Source organism: Shewanella sp. SG41-4, from assembly GCF_014164505.1.
In the GTDB taxonomy this organism is placed as follows: domain Bacteria; phylum Pseudomonadota; class Gammaproteobacteria; order Enterobacterales; family Shewanellaceae; genus Shewanella.
Map to the genome: position 1 here is coordinate 12973 of NZ_JACJFI010000018.1, position 19944 is coordinate 32916.

Below are 19944 nucleotides of genomic sequence, written 5' to 3' on the forward strand. Positions count from 1 at the left end.
AATATGGCTAGACAAGCGAAGCAAAAATTAGGTCACGAACTTATTCCATGGCGTTTATACGTTGTGGTGGGGTTCGTGTTGTTGTTATTTTGCAGTCTAGTTGCACGTGCAGCCTATATTCAAATTATTGAGCCAGATAAACTGCGTCACGAAAGTGATATGCGCACATTACGCACAACCAGCAATCAAGTTCAGCGAGGCTTAATCACCGATCGCAATGGCGACATGCTCGCGGTTAGTGTTCCTGTGCGGGCAGTGTGGGCTGATCCCAAACATGCCCATGATCAAGATGCATTTAAAGATATGCGACGTTGGCAAGCCCTTGCTGATGTTCTGCAAGAACCTGTTGATGAGTTGGTCAGAAAAGTCAAAAACAATCCTAAAAAGCGCTTTGTATATCTTAAACGTCAAGTGACCTCTGCTGTTGCTGACTATATTGAGCAGCTTAAAATTGGTGGTATTTACCTTAAATCGGAATCTCGTCGTTATTATCCTGCCGGTGAAATAGCCGCTCAGTTAATTGGTATCACTAATATCGATGATGTGGGTATTGAAGGTATTGAGAATACTTATAATACCTGGTTAACAGGGACTCCATCTAAGCAAAAGGTCCGTAAGTCTCGCGATGGCAGTGTGGTTGAACGTTTAGATATCGTGCAAGAAGGCGAAAGCTCTAACGATTTAGTGCTCAGTATTGATCAACGTATTCAGCAGTTGGCATATAGAGAATTGAAGCGAGCGACAGAAGTATACCAAGCGACCTCGGGGTCTGTGGTTGTCATCGACGTTAAAACGGGTGAAGTGTTAGCGATGGTCAATACTCCTTCATATAATCCCAATGCTCGAGATAATTTACAACCTCATCGCATGCGTAATCGTGCCTTAACTGACACATTCGAACCTGGTTCTACTATCAAACCTTTTGTTGTTGCTGCAGCACTCGATGCTGGCACTGTTAAAGTAAATGAATTGATCTCGACATCACCTGGATGGATGCGGATTGGCGGGCGTCAAGTTCGCGACTCGAATAACTATGGTGATATGACTTTAGCCAAAATTCTAGTTAAATCAAGTAACGTAGGAATTAGTAAACTGTCCCTGTCTATGCCTGTTGAGCAATTATTAGGCACGTATCAATCTATGGGACTAGGTAATTATTCGGGGATTAACTTAACCGGTGAAAGTGCTGGATTAATTCATAATCGCCATCGTTGGTCTGACTTTGAACGCGCCACCTTGTCTTTTGGTTATGGCTTTACCGCTACGCCGTTACAAATCGCACGGATGTACGCAACGCTAGGCAGTGGTGGAGTGCTCTATCCTGTGTCAATTTTAAAATTGAGGCAACCGCCGAAAGGTGAACAAGTTATTTCAAATAAAGTCGCTTATGACGTAATGGAAATGCTCGTTGGGGTCACGGAAGCTGGAGGCACAGGAACCAAAGCACACATTGAAGGTTACCCTGTAGCAGGCAAGTCAGGTACCAGTCGTAAAGCCGTTGCCGGTGGTTATGGCGACGATTATGTCGCGTTATTTGCTGGTGTTGCTCCGGTTCATAATCCGCGCTTGGCTATTTCAGTTGTCATTAATGAACCCAAAGGCGACAAATATTACGGTGGCGATGTTGCCGGCCCAGCCTTCGCTAAAATTATGTCAGGTGCATTGCAAATGCTTAATGTTGAACCAATTTCAGAGCAGGAGGCTGTTCATTTGGCCACAGCTCGAGGAGCGCAGACTAATGTTATTAAATAATTTATTAGCGCCCTGGTTCCATTACTCTGGTCACGAATCTATTGATGGATTAACGCTAGACAGCCGTGAAGTTGAACGTGGCGGTTTATTTGTGGCGTTACCTGGTTATAAAGTAGATGGTCGAGTGTTCATTGCTCAAGCGATTAAAGCGGGCGCAACGGCAGTACTGATCCATACTGATAATCCAGATGAACATGGCATAGTCGATCGTCTTCAATATGCTGTTCCATTGGTGTATTTTTGCCAATTAGGCCGCCAATTATCGGCAGTCGCCGCGCAGTTTTACTTATCACATAACTCATCATTATCTTTGATTGGAATAACCGGTACTAATGGCAAAACCTCGGTAAGCCAAATTATTGCTCAAATTGTCTCTTTACTTGGGCATCAAGCCGCTGTGATGGGCACATTAGGTAATGGTTTATGGGGCCAACTTGTCGATAGCGGCAATACGACTGCTGATGCAATAACGGTTATGCGCCAACTTGGTGAGTTTGCCGCTAAAGGTGCTGAACTGTGTGCGATGGAAGTGTCCAGCCATGGTTTAGTTCAAGGGCGTGTAGAAGCCGCCCCATTTGAGATAGCTGTATTTACTAATTTAAGTCGTGATCATCTAGATTATCACGGTGATATGGATTCTTACGCAGCCGCTAAAAAACGTTTATTTCAATTTCCGAGTGTAAAACATGGTGTGATCAACATTGATGATGCCGTTGGTGCGAAATGGTTAACCGAATTGGCGAACGACAAGAATAAATCTTTCAGCGTTCAGAATAATTCTGCTGCCGACTTTTACTGTGATGCAATTGCATACAATGACGCAGGCGTTACCGCGACATTACATTTTGTTGAGATTGATAGTGGGCAACCTACAAGTTTGCAGCTTAATTCGCCGTTATTAGGTGCATTTAACCTGTCTAACCTAGTAGCAGCCATAGCTGTGTTGTATTTGCAGGGTAAGCCAATGGCATCTATTTTGGCCGTTGTTCCACTGTTGGTTCCTGTCGCGGGTCGTATGGAGCGTTTTTCATCTGCTAATAAAGCCACTTTGGTTGTTGACTATGCCCATACTCCAGATGCAATTGAGCAAGCGCTAAAAGCATTAAGATTGCACTGCAAAGGAACACTATGGTGTGTATTCGGCTGCGGTGGCGATCGTGACAAAGGTAAACGTCCTTTGATGGCACAAGCCGCTGAGCAATATGCAGATAAAGTGATGATCACAAGTGACAATGCCCGCAGTGAAGATCCACAAACTATTATCAACGATATTTTACAGGGTATTAGTCAGCCTCAAAACGTGCTTACTCAAGTTGACCGAATTGAAGCCATTAACCATGTAGTTTCATTGGCACACGTTGACGATATTGTGCTGCTTGCTGGTAAGGGGCATGAAACCTACCAAGAAGTGGCAGGTGAGCGTATTGATTATGATGAACGCGCCTTAGCATTTAAGTTATCTCAGGAGGCATCATGATAAGCGTCACTATGTCGGTATTAGCTCCGCATCTTAATGGCACTTTACACGGCCAAGATAGAGTGATTACGAGTGTCAGTACAGACAGTCGCAACATTCCGACTCAATGCTTATTTATCGCGTTAAAAGGCGAGCGTTTTGATGGTCATGATTTTGTCGAAACTGCGATTAAAAATGGTGCCGTAGCGTTGTTAGTCGACCATCTATTAGTCGATCATCCTCTTGGCACCGATATACCGCAAATTGTCGTCGCCGATACCCAAAAGGCCATGGGCAAGATGGGCGCGTTTGTGCGCCAAACTGTTGCGCCTATTTGCGTCGCGTTAACGGGCTCAAACGGCAAAACCAGCGTTAAAGAAATGCTGGCCACTATTTTATCTCAACATCACCAAGTGTTATTCACCGCCGGTAATTTTAACAACGAAATTGGTGTGCCGTTAACTTTGCTGCGGTTAAGTGAAGGCGATGAATATGGGGTGTTTGAACTTGGTGCAAACCACCGTGGAGAGATCGATTACACCTCATCATTAGTTCAACCTCAAGTCGCGTTAGTTAATAACGTCGGCAATGCCCACCTTGAAGGGTTTGGTTCACTAGAAGGTGTTGCTCAAGCAAAATCTGAAATTTTCAACCATCTGGCATCAAATGGCACTGCGATTATTAACGCTGACGACAAGTTTGCAGATTTTATGTTGCAACAGTCGCAAGGGCGCCAACAGCTGCGTTTTAGCCGTGAAATGAATGTCGATGCAGATGTGACGGCAACAGATATAGCGGTAGATGTTAATGGTTGTTATCGATTTACATTAACCTTTAATGGACTTCAAGAAGTGGTGCAATTACCGCTTGCGGGTCTGCATCAGGTGAGTAATGCCTTGGCTGCGGCCTCTATGTCTATTGCTTTGGGCATATCACTGACCGACATTGCGCAAGGCTTTGCTTTGCTTAAACCGGTAAAAGGTCGTATGCAACCACATGATCTTGGCCGAGTGTTATTAATCGATGATAGCTATAACGCTAATCCAACGTCAGTCAGTGCGGCGATCAATTGGTTGCAACAACGTGATGGATATCGTTGTTTAGTGCTGGGAGATTTAGGCGAATTAGGCGACAATGCTGCCCCTTTGCACGCCAGTATTGGCTTACAGGTCAAAGATTCAAGCATAGAGTCACTGTTTTGTTGCGGCCAGTTGTCGGCAAATACCAGCGAAGCATTTGGCAGTGAGCACTTTTTGGCTCAAGGACCATTAATATTGGCATTGCAAAAACAGTTAGCAAGCACCACGGGTAATATCACAATTTTAGTTAAAGGTTCCCGCAGCGCCGCTATGGAGCGAGTTGTGGACAGTTTATTAGATGCCTATGGGCATGGGGAGTTAGTGTAGATGCTGGTTTATCTAGCCGAGTATTTAACCCAGTTTTATTCTGGGTTTAACGTTTTTTCATATGTAACGTTTCGGGCTATTTTAGGCTTGTTAACAGCATTGATATGCAGCTTATGGTGGGGGCCTATTTTAATTAAGCGCTTGCAAATGCTGCAAATTGGTCAAGTCGTTCGTGATGACGGTCCAGAATCGCATTTCAGTAAACGTGGAACACCTACAATGGGCGGTATTCTTATCCTTGCAGGCATTTTTATCAGTGTGCTGCTTTGGGGTGACTTATCCAATCGTTATGTACTCGTCACGTTGTTTGTACTAGCTAGTTTTGGTGTCATTGGTTTTATTGATGATTACCGTAAAGTGGTTAAGAAAGATACTAAAGGCCTAATTGCACGTTGGAAATACGCGTTGCAGTCAATTGCCGCTTTAGTTGTTGCAGTGTATTTGTATAGCTCATCAACCATGGTAGGCGAAACACAGTTAGTTGTGCCGTTTTTTAAAAATATTATGCCGCAACTGGGCTTTATGTTTATTTTATTGGCTTACTTCACCATCGTGGGTGCCAGTAACGCAGTGAACTTAACCGACGGCTTAGATGGCTTGGCCATTATGCCAACCGTGATGGTTGCGGCGGCATTTGCTTTAATCGCTTACTTGTCTGGTCATGCACAATTTGCCAGTTATTTGCACTTACCTCATTTACCGTTAGCCGGTGAATTAGTGATTGTGTGCACTGCTATAGTCGGCGCCGGTTTGGGCTTTTTATGGTTTAACACTTACCCTGCACAAGTATTTATGGGTGATGTCGGCTCGTTGTCTTTAGGTGCCGCATTGGGTGTGATTGCTATTTTAGTTCGCCAAGAAATTTTACTGGTGATCATGGGCGGCGTGTTTGTTATGGAAACGGTATCGGTGATCTTACAGGTAGGCTCATATAAGTTACGTGGCCAGCGAATTTTCCGTATGGCGCCTATTCATCACCATTATGAGTTAAAAGGGTGGCCAGAGCCGCGCGTCATTGTGCGTTTTTGGATTATCTCATTGTTTTTAGTGTTACTGGGTCTCGCGACTCTGAAATTACGCTAAGTAATTAATCAAGGTCAGTATTATGCAAACTCAATATACGCACATTGTTTTAGGCTTAGGAGCTACAGGGCTCTCGGTTGTGCGTTTTTTAGCGACTAAAGGCATTAAGCCTTTAGTGATGGACAGTCGTCGTCATCCGCCAGGTGCAGATACGTTGGCACAAGAGTTTGCCGATATTGAATTATTGGCCGGTGGGTTTGATTGTCGTTATTTAGTTCAAGCCAGCCAAATTATTATCAGTCCTGGTGTTCCAATCGACACGCCTGAAGTGCGCGCTGCGTTGGATATGGGAATTGAAGTGATTGGTGATGTCGAGTTATTTGCTCGAGAAATAGCAGCCAAAAAACCTTGCGTTGTCGGTATTACTGGATCAAACGGTAAATCTACGGTGACGACATTAGTGTACGAAATGCTATTAGTAGCCGGAAAGTCGGTGGCGATTGGCGGTAATATTGGTATACCAGCGCTGGATTTATTACCTCAGGATGCAGACTTTTACGTACTTGAGTTATCGAGTTTCCAACTTGAAACCACTCATTCATTAAATTGTATTGCGGCAACGTGTCTCAATGTTAGCGAAGACCATATGGATCGCTATAGTGACTTGAATACTTACCGCGAAGCAAAGTTACGCTTATACCCACAAAGTCGCTTTGTGATGTACAACCGTGATGACGAGTTAACTTATCCGTTAGAGCCAATGAATCAAAATAATTTTGGTTTGGGCGTGCCAGAAGGCGATGCATGGGGATTAAGTGATGGCAAGATTTTCCATGGTGACTCTGAGATTATTAATTTAATTGATGTGACCTTAATTGGTAGCCATAACCATGCAAACTTATTAGCCGCAATGGCATTAGCCGATGCTTGTGGTGTGGGTAAAGAGGCCATGATTGAAGTGGCTAAAACCTTTGTTGGTTTAAGTCATCGTTGTGAACTGATTGCCGTTAAACAAGGTGTGTCGTATATCAATGACTCTAAAGCTACCAATGTCGGCGCGACAGTTGCGGCACTTGAGGGACTTAATTCACACCTAGGTGATTTGTACCTAATTGCAGGTGGTGATGGTAAAGGCAGTGATTTTCGCCCACTAACAGAACCGTTGAGCAATATTACTCAGCTTATTACCTTGGGGCGAGATGGCCGCAAAATAGCCAAATTAAAACCAGGCACTATCGAAGTGACAACGATGGCAGAGGCCGTCGCTAAAGCAGCTGAATTAGCATCGTCTGGTGACATTGTATTATTGTCGCCTGCATGTGCCAGTTTAGATATGTATAAAAACTTTATGGCTCGTGGCGATGATTTTAGACAGTGTGTGGAGTCGTTAGCCGATGGCGAATAACGAGCAGCAACTTAGCTTGTTTAAACGGGGCCTTAATTGGACTTTGCCCTCGTTATTATCCGATGATCATAAACCGGGTATGCAGCTATACGACCGTAGCTTCCTCGTCGCGGTTGTTGGCTTAATGTGTTTTGGCTTTGTTATGGTGATGTCAGCTTCAATGCCTGAAGCGACCAAACTGACTGGCGATCCATTTTATTTTATGTACCGCCATGTGCTTTACCTTGTTGGCTGTGTAGTGATTGCTTTCGTGGTGCTGAAGTTTGAAGTCAGTTATTGGGAAAAAAACAGCGGCATGCTGATGCTAGCGGTGTTGGTATTATTGATTGCAGTACTGTTTATCGGCACCTCAGTTAACGGTGCCCGTCGTTGGTTGTCTATCGGTCCTATTAGGATCCAAGTCGCCGAAATGGCCAAGTTTGTATTTATTGTTTACATGGCCGGTTACCTAGTACGCCGTCATGGTGAATTACGCGAAAACCGTAAAGGTTTCTATAAACCGATTGGGGTTTATGGTTTGTTCGCAGTATTGATTTTGTTACAGCCTGACCTTGGCACTGTAGTTGTGTTGTTTGTGTGTACAGTCAGCTTGTTGTTTCTGGCAGGTGCGCGCATTACAGACTTTATGGTGTTGGTATTACTGGGGGTGGCCACCTTCGTGTTACTGGTGCTATTCGAACCTTATCGTATGCGACGAGTGACCTCGTTTATGGATCCATGGGAAGACCCATTTGGCAGTGGTTACCAGTTAACTCAATCATTAATGGCTTATGGCCGAGGCGATTGGTTTGGTCAGGGTTTAGGTAACAGTATTCAAAAACTCGCTTATTTACCTGAGGCGCATACTGATTTTATCTTTGCTGTTATCGGTGAAGAGCTTGGGTTTACCGGTATTATTGCTGTGCTATGTACATTATTTTTTATTGCTATTCGTGCGATTAGATTAGGCAACTTATGTTTAAAAATGCAGCGCCCTTTTGAAAGTTATGTCGCCTATGGTGTGGGTATTTGGATTTGTTTTCAGACCGTAGTAAACGTGGGTGCCAGTATTGGTATGTTACCAACAAAAGGGTTAACCCTACCGTTTATTAGCTATGGTGGCAGTAGTTTATGGATTATGACTGCTGCGGTGATGTTGCTTGTTAGGATAGATTATGAGCGTCGAGTTAGTTTGGTGCAAGCCGTACAAGGGAGAACAAGTTAATGAACAGTAATATTAGTCGTTCTCCTAAGATACTCATAATGGCTGGCGGCACTGGAGGCCATGTTTTTCCGGCACTTGCAGTGGCGAAGTATTTAGCTGAAAAAGGTTGGCAAATTCGTTGGTTAGGTACTGCCGACCGAATGGAGGCGCGTTTAGTGCCTCAGCACGGATTTGATATTGAATTTATCGATATTAAAGGTGTGCGTGGTAATGGTCTTATGCGTAAGTTAGCGGCACCGTTTAAAATTATTCGTTCAATCATTCAAGCTAAAGCGGTGATTGAAGATTTTCAACCTGACGTGATTCTAGGCATGGGCGGATTTGCCAGCGGTCCTGGTGGGGTTGCAGGCAAATTATTAGGTATTCCTTTAGTGCTGCATGAGCAAAATGCAATTCCAGGATTAACCAATAAGCTGTTATCTAAGATTGCCAAAAAGGTATTGTGCGCATTCCCAAATACCTTTGCCAGTAACGTGGCCAATGTAGAGGTTGTGGGTAATCCCATTCGCCAAGAGCTTATCGAGTTAGGTGCACAAATTAAAACGCCTCAGGCTGATGCATTAAGAGTATTGGTGGTGGGTGGTAGTTTAGGTGCCAAAGTATTGAATGATGTAATGCCTGCTGTAGTGGCTCATTTGAGTAAGTCTCATTCTCTGACAGTTTGGCACCAAGTTGGCAAAAATAATCAGGCAACAGTGAAAGCGAGTTATCAACAACTTGGTCAATCAGACCGTGTTAATGTTGCTGAATTTATTGATGACATGGAAGCGGCTTATCGTTGGGCCGATGTTGTGGTATGCCGCTCCGGAGCTCTTACCGTGTCCGAACTGGCCGCAGTTGGTTTACCAAGCATCTTAGTTCCGTATCCTCATGCTGTGGATGACCATCAAACTGTAAATGCATCAGTACTGGTTGAAGCTGGAGCGGGTTTTTTACTGCCACAAACCATTTTAAATGCAGACAACCTTGCTGAGAAGTTGCAGTTGTTTGTTGAAAATAGACAAGAACTAGCCCAAATGGGCCATAAAGCAAGAGGCGTAGCTGTATTAGATGCGACTCAACGAGTAGCAGATATTTGTGCCTCATTTGCGAGAAAGGATTGAAATGACAAAGACAGAAAGATACGCACAGCTTCGTAGCATGATCCCTGAAATGAGAAGGATCAAGCGCATTCATTTTGTTGGCATCGGTGGTGCCGGCATGGGTGGTATTGCGGAAGTGCTTGTTAATGAAGGTTATCAAATAAGTGGTTCGGATATCGCTATCAATAGCGTAACTGATCGTTTGGCGAGTCTTGGCGCAAAAATTATTATTGGCCATCAGGCCCAAAGCGTCGAACAGGTTGATGTTGTTGTGGTTTCTACCGCCATTAACCCGCAAAATCCAGAGATTATTGCTGCTAAAGAATTACGTATCCCGATAGTGCGCCGTGCAGAGATGCTGGCTGAGTTAATGCGTTATCGTCATGGTGTTGCGATTGCTGGAACTCATGGTAAAACCACTACGACAAGCTTAATTGCCAGCGTATACGGTCAAGCCGATCGTGACCCAACATTTGTTATTGGTGGCTTACTTAATAGTGCTGGTACTAATGCACGTTTAGGCACAAGTCGTTACCTTATTGCTGAAGCAGATGAAAGTGATGCAAGCTTTTTGCACTTGCAGCCAATGGTCAGTGTGATCACTAATATCGAAGCTGATCATATGGATACATATGGTGGCGACTTTGAAAAATTGAAAACCACCTTTGTCGATTTTTTGCATAACCTGCCGTTTTATGGCGTTGCAGTGATGTGTATTGATGATGAAGTTATCCGTGAAATTATGCCACGTATTGGCCGCCAAATTGTAACTTACGGGTTTAGTGAGGAGGCTGATGTTCAGGCTATTAACTTTGCACAAAATGGTCATCAGTCAAGCTTTACTGTTAAGCGTCATGGCAAAGATAATGTTGATATTGTGCTTAATTTACCTGGTGAACATAACGTACTTAACGCCTTAGCCGCGATAGCTGTCGCCAGTGAAGATGACATCGATGATAGTGCTATTGTACAAGCACTTGCTGAGTTTGAAGGTATAGGCCGTCGTTTCCAACATTTAGGTGAATTTGAAACACCGAATGGCAGTGTCATGCTCGTAGACGACTATGGACATCACCCAAGTGAAGTATTAGCAACGATTAAAGCAGCGCGAGCAGGTTGGCCAGACAAGCGTTTAGTGATGGCATATCAACCGCACCGTTATAGCCGCACACGTGACTTATATGAAGATTTCGTCGATGTATTATCCCAAGTCGATTGCTTATTATTATTAGATGTTTATGCCGCGGGTGAAGCTCCGATCCCAGGTGCAGATGGACGGGCTTTATGCCGTTCAATTAGATTACGAGGTCAAATAGACCCTATTTTTATCGCCAGTCCCGATCAGCTCGCGGCGGTATTACCAGATGTGTTGCAACATGGGGATTTATTTATGACTCAGGGGGCAGGCAATATCGGGGCTTTATCGAAAGAATTAGCTCAGAGTAATTTGGGTTGTAAAGTACTTGTAGAAGAGCAATAAAGTGATTGATTTTTCAACAATTGTTGTGTGTAAAAATCGAGCTTTAAACCTTATGAATTGGTCTATATAATGACCGATCTTTTGGAGTTAACTCCGGAACAACGTCAGAGGCGGATTTAAGGTGTCGTGGAGCGATAAAGGGCGGCAACTAAAACATAAATTGGCTCGTGTTAATTGGTATTTTTGCACTGGTGTAGTGTTTTTATGCAGTGTACTTGGCACCGTAGTTTGGGGATGTATGCAACTACACGAGCTATTAAATGATGCTGATGCATTGCCTATTGAAGCGGTAGCGATTAAAGGTGAGCGAATTTATACCACCGATGACGAAATTAAGAGCGCATTACAGTCGTTGATGCAAAGTAGTTTTTTTAGCGCTGATGTGGTGGATGTACAAAAAGCATTAGAAGCATTGCCGTGGGTTTATCATGCATCGGTAAGACGAGAATGGCCGGCAAAGTTTAAGGTTACCTTACAAGAACAACAAGCTGTAGCGCATTGGAATGATGTGTCTTGGCTTAATACTAATGGTGAGGTTTTTGATGCGTTAGCGCATTCAGAACATGATGCCTTACCCAAGTTATCTGGACCAGAAGGGACAGAAATAGAAGTATTAACCAGCTATCAGCAGTTAGATGATTTATTGACTATAAACGAGTTTAAACTGTCCAGTTTACGCTTAAGTCCACGCCATGCATGGCATGCCGTGCTGGCTAACGGAATTGAAATTGAGCTCGGACGAGAAGATAAAATGTCACGGATACAACGCTTTATTAATGTGTATCCAACTTTGAAGCAAAGTGAAAAACCAGTTGCGACCGTTGATTTACGTTACGATACCGGGTTCGCCGTAGGTTGGGATGATTCAAAAAAGAGAGTCGACAATAAATGACCAAAAATCAGGAAAGAAACCTCATCGTGGGGTTAGATATAGGGACATCCAAGGTCGCAGTGATCATTGGTGAAGTATTGCCTGATGGTGAGATTAGTGTCATTGGTTTAGGTAATCATCCTTCTCGCGGTATGGATAAAGGTGGTGTCAACGATCTCGACTCTATAGTGCGCAGCGTGCAACGGGCGTTAGATCAAGCTGAGTTAATGGCTGATTGCCAGGTTTCATCGGTGTACTTAAGTATTTCGGGTAAACATATTGCCTGCCAAAATGAAAATGGCATGGTGTCGATTAACGACGAAGAAGTCACCCAAGAAGATGTAGATAATGTAATCCATACTGCTCGCTCGGTTAAGATCCCAACAGAACGTCGTATTTTGCATGTATTACCGCAAGAGTATTCAATCGATGTTCAAGACGGTATCAAGAGCCCAATTGGTATGTCGGGTATGCGTATGGAAGCCAAGGCTCATATTGTGACCTGTGCCAATGATATGGCTAAAAATATTACTAAGAGTGTAGAGCGTTGTGGTTTAAAAGTGGATGATTTGGTGTTTTCGGGCATCGCTTCTGCAGACTCGGTACTCACAAATGATGAGAAAGATTTAGGCGTGTGTATTGTTGATATTGGTGGTGGAACAACCGATATTGCTGTATATACCAACGGCGCATTACGTCATTGTGCAGTTATTCCTGTCGCGGGTAACCAAGTCACAAGTGACATCGCCAAGATATTCAGAACACCGTTAACACACGCTGAACAAATTAAAGTGCAGTTTGCCAGTGCCAGAAGTTCAACGGTAAGTCGTGAAGACAGTATTGAAGTCCCATCCGTGGGCGGTCGCCCTTCACGTAGTATGTCACGCCATACTCTGGCAGAAGTGGTAGAGCCAAGATATCAAGAATTGTTTGAGCTTGTTCTCAAGCAGTTACAAGATAGCGGTCTAGAAGATCAAATTGCAGCAGGGATTGTGCTAACTGGAGGAACGTCCTCGATATCGGGTGCCGTTGATATTGCTGAAGCAACCTTTGGCATGCCAGTCCGTGTCGCATCACCGCTACCAGTAAAAGGGTTATACGAATATGTGGATCAACCAATTTATTCAACAGGAATAGGGTTGCTTCATTATGGCGCAAGAAGAGTCATCGAACGACAGTTCGAACGACCTGAGCGGCAAGGGGTTACCAGCTTTTTGAATCGGGTCAAAAGTTGGTTTAAGGGTGAATTTTAATAACGCAGACAAATGGAGATCAGACAATGTTTGAGATCATGGATACACATTCAGACGAAGCGGTGATTAAAGTCATCGGCGTCGGTGGCGGTGGCGGAAACGCTGTCGAACATATGGTAAAACACAGCATCGAAGGTGTTGAATTTATCGTCACAAATACAGATGCGCAAGCACTACGTAAATCAAGTGCGGGTTCAACTATCCAGCTTGGTCGCGATGTGACTAAAGGTCTTGGTGCGGGTGCAAATCCAGATGTGGGCCGTCAAGCCGCTGAAGAAGACCGTGAGAATATTCGAGCAGCAATTAAAGGATCTGACATGATCTTTATCGCTGCTGGCATGGGTGGTGGTACCGGTACTGGCGCTGCACCTGTTGTGGCAGAAATTGCCCGCGAAGAAGGTATTCTAACCGTTGCCGTAGTCACTAAGCCTTTCCCATTTGAAGGGAAAAAGCGTATGGCTTACGCTGAACTAGGTATTGCAGAATTAGCAAAACATGTTGACTCTTTAATTACGATTCCAAATGAAAAGTTATTAAAAGTGCTAGGTCGCGGAACATCTTTACTTGATGCTTTTGCTGCAGCCAACAACGTGTTACTTGGAGCCGTCCAAGGGATTGCAGAATTAATTACTCGCCCAGGCTTAATCAACGTCGATTTCGCCGATGTGAAAACCGTTATGTCTGAAATGGGTAATGCCATGATGGGAACGGGTGTCGCTCGTGGTGATGATCGCGCTGAAGAAGCCGCAGAAGCTGCAGTTGCTAGTCCATTGCTTGAAGATATTGATTTAGCTGGTGCTCGTGGTGTGTTAGTCAACATTACTGCTGGTATGGATATCACCATTGAAGAGCTTGAAACAGTGGGTAACCACGTTAAAGCTTACGCCTCAGAAAATGCTACTGTGGTTGTCGGTGCGGTAATCGATCCTGAAATGAGTGATGAGTTACGTGTGACAGTAGTTGCGACAGGTATTGGTGCTGAGAAAAAACCAGATATCCAATTAGTGTCTAAACCAGTCGCTCGTCCAGAACCTGTTGTTATAGAGCCTCGTCCAGAACCTGTTGAGGAAGCTGTATCACAACAAAGTTATGCAGTGCCAAAAGGAAATGCTGTGCCACAGCAGCAACCTGTGCAGCGTACTGATGCTGACTATCTTGATATTCCAGCATTTTTGCGTAAACAAGCGGATTAATATACGAATAAAACACTATATTTTGGCATGACTAATGAGTGCAATGTACTAATAAGGGTTATATTGTAAACTGGATTACAAATTTACCATGTGTTTGGCGTTTTTTTTGTTAAAAGCCGAATTTATGGTAGCATGTTGAACCAGTTATACATGATAACCTTAGGTTATTATTGCAACTATTTGTTTAATATTGATATTTATGGGCTACTGAATGATTTTTCAAAGAACTGTTCAAAAGATGGTTAAGAGCACTGGAGTCGGGTTACATTCTGGCAACAAGGTAACTCTATGCATTAAGCCCGCACCAGTGAATACCGGGATTGTACTAAAGCGAACTGATCTTAGCCCTGCTGTGTTTATTCCAGCCAAGGCGGATATGGTTCGTGAAACAACAATGTGTACAGCCCTCGTAAATGATGCAGGTATAAGAATATCAACTATTGAGCATTTGTTTGCGGCGCTTGCTGGCTTAGGTATCGATAATGCTATTATCGAAGTCGATGCACCTGAAATCCCGATTATGGATGGCAGTGCAAGCCCATTTGTGTTTTTACTGCAAAGTGCAGGTATTAAAGAGCAAGCTGCAGCGAAAAAGTATATAAAAATCACTAAACCAGTGCGTGTTGAAGATGGCGATAAATGGGCCGAGCTAAAACCTTTTAAAGGGTTTAGAGTTGATTTTAAAATTGACTTTGCTCACCCAGAAATTGCTCGTAGTCAGCAACACATGGTGATGGACTTTTCGACATCAGCGTTTGTGAAAGACATTAGCCGTGCCAGAACATTTGGTTTTATGCGGGATATTGAATACTTACGTGCTAATAATCTAGCACTAGGTGGCAGCATGGAAAATGCTGTTGTACTTGACGAGTATCGTGTATTAAACCCTGATGGTCTGCGTTACGAAGACGAATTCGTTAAGCATAAAATTCTCGATGCATTTGGTGACTTATATGTTGCTGGTCATGCAATTATCGGTGAATTTGCGGCTTATAAAACTGGTCATTCGTTAAACAACCAACTTGTACGTGCATTGCTACTTCAGCAAGATGCATGGGAGTTGGTTAGTTTCGATAAAGAGGCTGATGTGCCTGTCAGCTTCATGGTTCCGGGTGCGTTAGCGCACGTTTAACCAGTTAAGATTGCCTATTACGGCTGGCTAATGCAGCCAGCCGTTTTAGTTTTTCACCTAAAGAACCATCAACATGTGCAGCTAATGCTTCAATATGTTGTGCTGCTGTGGTGCTGATCACATTTTGATTAGGTTGAGATTGTGGTTTTGCTAAGGCAAGTCCAGGATTGACTTTCACCTCAATAGCAGTAAGCATCGGAAGTGTGTCAGTTTGAAGTTGTTTTAATAGCTTCTGCTTTTGAAAATTTATTCTCGCAGCCCATGCTGCTGATGTAGTTTCAATAACAAGAACACCCTGGCGGAGATTAGCAACTTTTAGCTGCTCTGCCACAGGACCATTTAACGTCTGTTTTACATAACGATTCAGATTATTAAGTAGTTCTGCTTTCTCCGCCAGTTCAGGCAGTCTCCCAGACAAATGAACTAAATTGCTGAGATCTTGAGGGGGCTTTTTCATATGATAATAAGATGGCTGAATTAGGCTATGAGTGTAACAGTTTTTATCCAAGGTCGAAATGGTGTAACGCGCTGGCAACCTAGTAAGCGTTGGTTACTCCTACCTATTATTCTTATGGCCACAGGCACAGGAATATATCAATACAGCACTGAGCGTTTTGCTGACCAACAAGCGAAAGTTGACGAGAATAAACAGCTTCGCCAGCAGCAAAAGCAACAAGTGGTAGAACTCAAAACTGCAACAGAAACCCAGTTAGCAACTTTGGTTGCTCATGTGGCCAAGATGCAAGCCAAAATTACCCGACTTGAAGCTCTTGGGCAGCAAGTCGCGCAAAATAACCTCCTTGATGATCAATTTGATTTCTCTTCAGAAGTCGGGATCGGCGGTTTGAGCGAAATAGGCAATGGTGTCGAATTAAGCCAACTTATCGATGAAATGAATAAGTTGGTATCTAGAATTGATAATAATGACGTCCAGCTATCACTACTTGAAACAGTAGCATCTAATCTCCATATAGATGAAGAGCGTTATATATCAGGGCGGCCAATCGATAAAGGTTGGTTATCTTCGCCCTATGGTTTACGAAATGATCCTTTTAGTGGCCGACGAACAATGCATAAAGGTATTGATTTTGCCGGCAAAGAAGGGGCAGATGTTACTACGACTGCAGCAGGCGTTGTAACATGGTCAGGAAGCATGCTTGGATATGGTGAGTTAGTTGAAATAGATCATGGTAATGGTCTTCGCACTCGCTATGGACATAATAAATCTCTGTCAGTAAACGTAGGTGACGTCGTTGCCAAAGGCGATAAAATTGCCAGTATGGGAAGCACAGGCCGTTCAACTGGCCCCCATGTGCATTACGAAGTGCTGCGTGGTAAACAACAAATAGATCCACAGAAATACGTTTACCGCAAAGCAAGTTAATAATATTAACGGTTAATGCGCTCAAATGAGCCAAACCTACAACAGATAAGTGATTAAGATGTTAGGCAAACTACTGACAAAAGTATTCGGAAGTCGCAACGACCGCACCCTGAAAAATCTTGGAAAAATTGTTATTCAAATAAATGCATTAGAAGCTGATTACGAAAAGCTTTCTGATGAAGAACTCAAAGCGAAAACGGCAGAGTTCCGTAAACGTCTAGAAAATGGCGAAACCTTAGATAACATCATGGCAGAAGCATTTGCAGTTGTACGTGAAGCATCAAAGCGTGTATTTGATATGCGTCCGTTTGATGTTCAATTGCTCGGCGGTATGGTTTTAGACAGCAATCGTATTGCTGAAATGCGAACTGGTGAAGGTAAAACCTTAACGGCAACGCTACCAGCATACCTTAACGGAATAACGGGTAAAGGTGTTCATGTCATTACAGTGAACGACTATTTAGCTACGCGTGATGCAGAGAATAACCGTCCACTGTTTGAGTTTTTAGGATTAAGTGTCGGAATTAACATTGCAGGTTTAGGTCAATTCGAAAAGAAGCAAGCCTACGATGCAGACATTACTTACGGTACTAATAACGAATTTGGTTTTGATTACCTTCGTGACAACATGGCATTTTCACCACAAGAGCGTGTTCAGCGACCACTGCACTATGCACTTATTGATGAAGTAGATTCAATTCTAATTGATGAAGCCCGTACACCGTTGATTATTTCTGGTGCGGCTGAAGACAGTTCTGAGCTATACGCTAAAATCAATTTATTAATTCCAAGTTTGATCCGCCAAGACAAAGAAGACACCGAAGACTATGTTGGCGAAGGTGACTACAGTATTGATGAAAAGGGTAAACAGGTTCATTTAACCGAACGTGGCCAAGAAAAAGTTGAATTACTGTTAATTGAAAAAGGCATGTTAGCCGAAGGTGATTCGCTCTATTCAGCAACTAATATCTCTTTGCTACATCATGTTAATGCGGCACTTCGTGCACATACGTTGTTTGAAAAAGACATCGACTATATTGTGAAAGATGATGAAGTCATTATTGTCGACGAACATACAGGCCGTACTATGCCAGGGCGTCGTTGGTCAGAAGGTTTGCATCAAGCTGTCGAGGCCAAAGAAGGCGCTAAAATCCAGAATGAAAACCAAACTCTGGCTTCTATCACTTTCCAAAATTATTTCCGTCAATATGAAAAACTTGCCGGTATGACAGGTACTGCTGACACTGAGGCATTTGAATTCCAACATATCTATGGTTTAGATACCGTTGTTGTTCCTACTAACCGTCCCATGGTACGTAATGATATGGCCGATCTGGTCTATCTAACTGCTCCAGAGAAATACGCAGCTATTATTAAAGATATCGAAGGTTGTCGTGAACGTGGCCAACCGGTATTAGTGGGTACTGTATCTATTGAGCAATCAGAATTGCTTAATTCATTATTGAAAAAAGCCAACATTCCTCACAGCGTGCTAAATGCTAAGTTCCATGAAAAAGAAGCAGAGATTGTTGCTCAAGCCGGTAGTTTAGGTGCTGTGACCATTGCAACCAACATGGCTGGCCGTGGTACAGATATCGTATTAGGCGGTAACTGGAACATGGAAATTGAAGCGCTAGATAATCCAACAGCAGAACAGAAAGCTAAGATTAAAGCTGATTGGAAGATACGTCATGAAGAAGTGCTTGCTGCAGGTGGTTTACACATTTTAGGTACAGAACGTCACGAATCTCGTCGTATCGATAATCAGTTACGAGGCCGTGCTGGTCGTCAAGGCGATGCTGGTTCTTCACGCTTCTATTTGTCGATGGAAGATAGCTTAATGCGTATCTTCGCTTCAGATCGAGTATCTGGCATGATGAAAAAGCTTGGCATGGAAGAGGGGGAAGCCATTGAGCACCCTTGGGTATCACGTGCTATTGAAAATGCTCAGCGAAAAGTCGAAGCACGTAACTTTGATATCCGTAAGCAATTGCTTGAATACGATGATGTCGCAAACGATCAGCGTCAAGTTGTCTATGCACAGCGTAACGAGTTAATGGATGCTGAAAGTATTCAAGATACAATTCAGAATATCGAACAAGATGTGATCAGTGGAATAGTCGATCAATATATCCCACCGCAATCACTTGAAGAACTTTGGGATGTACCTGGGCTTGAACAACGCCTTGGTAATGAATTTGGTCTAAAGTTAACAATTCAAGAATGGTTAGATCAAGATGATAATCTGCATGAAGAAACATTACGCGAACGTATCCTAACGTCATGGAGTGAATTGTATAAAGCTAAAGAAGAAATGGTTGGCGCCCAAGTATTACGTCAATTTGAAAAAGCGGTAATGCTACAAACACTCGATGGACTCTGGAAAGAACACCTAGCTGCTATGGATCATTTGCGCCAAGGTATTCATTTACGTGGTTATGCACAGAAAAATCCAAAGCAAGAGTATAAGCGTGAATCGTTTGAATTATTCCAGCAATTGCTTGAAACACTGAAAAATGACGTAATAAGTGTACTGTCAAAAGTACAAGTTCAAGCGCAGTCAGATGTTGACGAAATGGAACAGCGTCGTCGTGATGAAGAAGCAAAAATTAAACTGGCTTATCAACACGCATCAGCAGAAGCTTTAACTGATACTGGTGAACAACAAGTAGAAGCGCCTAAAACAGTTATACGTGAAGGTGAAAAGATAGGGCGTAACGATCCATGCCCATGTGGCTCAGGTCAAAAGTACAAACAATGCCACGGTAAACTCAGTTAACAAAGAGTCCATTACGAATGTTAGATAAAAAGGTAGCGAAAATTCGCTACCTTTTTTGTTTCTGAAAACTCAAAGATATTGATAAATTAACTAATTGTGGATAACTTTGGGGGTAAATAGTGAGTATCATGTAGTTAAGTGGATAAATGAATAAAAGATCATTTTTTTGCACAAAAGCGCTTGCACAAAATCTTAAGCTGCCTATAATGCGCATCCACTGACACGGAATACAGCGTAAGCGATTACCGAGTGAGTTTGAATTAAGTGCTTCAAAACACTGAGTTCAAGGCGAAAAGAAAGTTTGAAAAAACACTTGACGCCGACACGGGGAAGCGTAGAATACGCACCCCAAGCCAACGACCTAGCGTCTTATGGCGATGTCTGAAAAATCGACATCAAGCTCTTTAACAATTTATCAAGTAATCTGTGTGGACATTCACAGGTATTGAGTTATTCGAAATTGTCTTCTGTTCTTCGGAATGTTGGCAATCAAAAAATTTAAACTCAATGCAACGATGAGTGTT

15 protein-coding genes are annotated in these 19944 nt (G+C 43.2%); 14 read left to right on the forward strand and 1 reads right to left on the reverse strand.

Annotated features, from left to right (window positions below; all coding sequences use genetic code 11):
- Positions 1-3: 3 nt before the first annotated feature.
- From H5202_RS03410 to lpxC, 12 genes are all read left to right on the forward strand, one after another.
- The gene (locus tag H5202_RS03410) at positions 4-1752 is read left to right on the forward strand and encodes a penicillin-binding transpeptidase domain-containing protein (RefSeq protein WP_182770808.1); all 1749 of its coding nucleotides are present in this window, start codon (positions 4-6) and stop codon (positions 1750-1752) included.
- Positions 1739-3229 (forward strand): UDP-N-acetylmuramoyl-L-alanyl-D-glutamate--2,6-diaminopimelate ligase, encoded by a 1491-nt coding sequence (gene murE, locus H5202_RS03415; RefSeq protein ID WP_182770809.1) that lies wholly within the window; start codon positions 1739-1741, stop codon positions 3227-3229. The genes H5202_RS03410 and murE overlap by 14 nt, the downstream gene beginning before the upstream one ends.
- Positions 3226-4614 (forward strand): UDP-N-acetylmuramoyl-tripeptide--D-alanyl-D-alanine ligase, encoded by a 1389-nt coding sequence (locus tag H5202_RS03420; protein ID WP_182770810.1) that lies wholly within the window; start codon positions 3226-3228, stop codon positions 4612-4614. Before murE ends, H5202_RS03420 begins: the two co-directional genes overlap by 4 nt.
- Positions 4615-5697 carry a phospho-N-acetylmuramoyl-pentapeptide-transferase gene (gene mraY, locus H5202_RS03425; protein WP_182770811.1) on the forward strand — a complete coding sequence of 361 codons (1083 nt, stop codon included), beginning with the start codon at positions 4615-4617 and terminating at the stop codon, positions 5695-5697. It begins immediately after the preceding gene.
- A gap of 22 nt (positions 5698-5719) precedes the next feature.
- Positions 5720-7042 carry a UDP-N-acetylmuramoyl-L-alanine--D-glutamate ligase gene (murD, locus tag H5202_RS03430; protein WP_182770812.1) on the forward strand — a complete coding sequence of 441 codons (1323 nt, stop codon included), beginning with the start codon at positions 5720-5722 and terminating at the stop codon, positions 7040-7042.
- Positions 7032-8246, forward strand: coding sequence for a cell division protein FtsW (ftsW, locus tag H5202_RS03435; RefSeq protein WP_182770813.1), 1215 nt, complete (start codon positions 7032-7034; stop codon positions 8244-8246). Before murD ends, ftsW begins: the two co-directional genes overlap by 11 nt.
- Positions 8246-9349, forward strand: coding sequence for an undecaprenyldiphospho-muramoylpentapeptide beta-N-acetylglucosaminyltransferase (gene murG / locus H5202_RS03440; RefSeq protein ID WP_182770814.1), 1104 nt, complete (start codon positions 8246-8248; stop codon positions 9347-9349). The genes ftsW and murG overlap by 1 nt, the downstream gene beginning before the upstream one ends.
- Before the next feature lies 1 nt (position 9350).
- Positions 9351-10808, forward strand: coding sequence for a UDP-N-acetylmuramate--L-alanine ligase (murC, locus tag H5202_RS03445; protein ID WP_182770815.1), 1458 nt, complete (start codon positions 9351-9353; stop codon positions 10806-10808).
- Positions 10809-10929: 121 nt separating this feature from the next.
- Complete coding sequence (locus H5202_RS03450; protein WP_182770816.1) at positions 10930-11700, forward strand: cell division protein FtsQ/DivIB; 771 nt, start codon at positions 10930-10932, stop codon at positions 11698-11700.
- Complete coding sequence (gene ftsA / locus H5202_RS03455; protein WP_101088499.1) at positions 11697-12932, forward strand: cell division protein FtsA; 1236 nt, start codon at positions 11697-11699, stop codon at positions 12930-12932. The genes H5202_RS03450 and ftsA overlap by 4 nt, the downstream gene beginning before the upstream one ends.
- Positions 12933-12958: 26 nt before the next feature.
- Positions 12959-14125: a cell division protein FtsZ gene (gene ftsZ, locus H5202_RS03460; RefSeq protein WP_182770817.1), complete on the forward strand. Its 1167-nt coding sequence runs from the start codon at positions 12959-12961 to the stop codon at positions 14123-14125.
- Between the two features lie 211 nt (positions 14126-14336).
- Positions 14337-15257 carry a UDP-3-O-acyl-N-acetylglucosamine deacetylase gene (gene lpxC, locus H5202_RS03465; RefSeq protein ID WP_182770818.1) on the forward strand — a complete coding sequence of 307 codons (921 nt, stop codon included), beginning with the start codon at positions 14337-14339 and terminating at the stop codon, positions 15255-15257.
- Between the two features lie 4 nt (positions 15258-15261).
- Here the strand turns inward: lpxC and H5202_RS03470 are convergent, their stop codons facing one another.
- A complete protein-coding gene (locus tag H5202_RS03470) occupies positions 15262-15714 on the reverse strand; it encodes a DUF721 domain-containing protein (protein WP_011639208.1) in 453 nt (150 codons plus the stop codon).
- A gap of 27 nt (positions 15715-15741) precedes the next feature.
- Here H5202_RS03470 and H5202_RS03475 point away from each other — a divergent pair, with 27 nt between their 5' ends.
- Positions 15742-16641, forward strand: coding sequence for a M23 family metallopeptidase (locus H5202_RS03475; protein ID WP_182770819.1), 900 nt, complete (start codon positions 15742-15744; stop codon positions 16639-16641).
- A 58-nt stretch (positions 16642-16699) separates the two neighbouring features.
- Positions 16700-19420, forward strand: coding sequence for a preprotein translocase subunit SecA (gene secA / locus H5202_RS03480; protein ID WP_182770820.1), 2721 nt, complete (start codon positions 16700-16702; stop codon positions 19418-19420).
- The last annotated feature ends 524 nt before the right edge of the window (positions 19421-19944 follow it).

Coding starts and splice junctions, on each gene's coding strand:
- H5202_RS03420 (WP_182770810.1), top strand. CDS start 3,226: ATGATAAGCGTCACTATGTCGGTATTAGCTCCGCATCTTAATGGCACT.
- mraY (WP_182770811.1), top strand. CDS start 4,615: ATGCTGGTTTATCTAGCCGAGTATTTAACCCAGTTTTATTCTGGGTTT.
- secA (WP_182770820.1), top strand. CDS start 16,700: ATGTTAGGCAAACTACTGACAAAAGTATTCGGAAGTCGCAACGACCGC.
- H5202_RS03475 (WP_182770819.1), top strand. CDS start 15,742: ATGAGTGTAACAGTTTTTATCCAAGGTCGAAATGGTGTAACGCGCTGG.
- lpxC (WP_182770818.1), top strand. CDS start 14,337: ATGATTTTTCAAAGAACTGTTCAAAAGATGGTTAAGAGCACTGGAGTC.
- ftsA (WP_101088499.1), top strand. CDS start 11,697: ATGACCAAAAATCAGGAAAGAAACCTCATCGTGGGGTTAGATATAGGG.
- H5202_RS03470 (WP_011639208.1), bottom strand. CDS start 15,714: ATGAAAAAGCCCCCTCAAGATCTCAGCAATTTAGTTCATTTGTCTGGG.
- murE (WP_182770809.1), top strand. CDS start 1,739: ATGTTATTAAATAATTTATTAGCGCCCTGGTTCCATTACTCTGGTCAC.
- murC (WP_182770815.1), top strand. CDS start 9,351: ATGACAAAGACAGAAAGATACGCACAGCTTCGTAGCATGATCCCTGAA.
- murG (WP_182770814.1), top strand. CDS start 8,246: ATGAACAGTAATATTAGTCGTTCTCCTAAGATACTCATAATGGCTGGC.
- H5202_RS03410 (WP_182770808.1), top strand. CDS start 4: ATGGCTAGACAAGCGAAGCAAAAATTAGGTCACGAACTTATTCCATGG.
- murD (WP_182770812.1), top strand. CDS start 5,720: ATGCAAACTCAATATACGCACATTGTTTTAGGCTTAGGAGCTACAGGG.
- ftsW (WP_182770813.1), top strand. CDS start 7,032: ATGGCGAATAACGAGCAGCAACTTAGCTTGTTTAAACGGGGCCTTAAT.
- ftsZ (WP_182770817.1), top strand. CDS start 12,959: ATGTTTGAGATCATGGATACACATTCAGACGAAGCGGTGATTAAAGTC.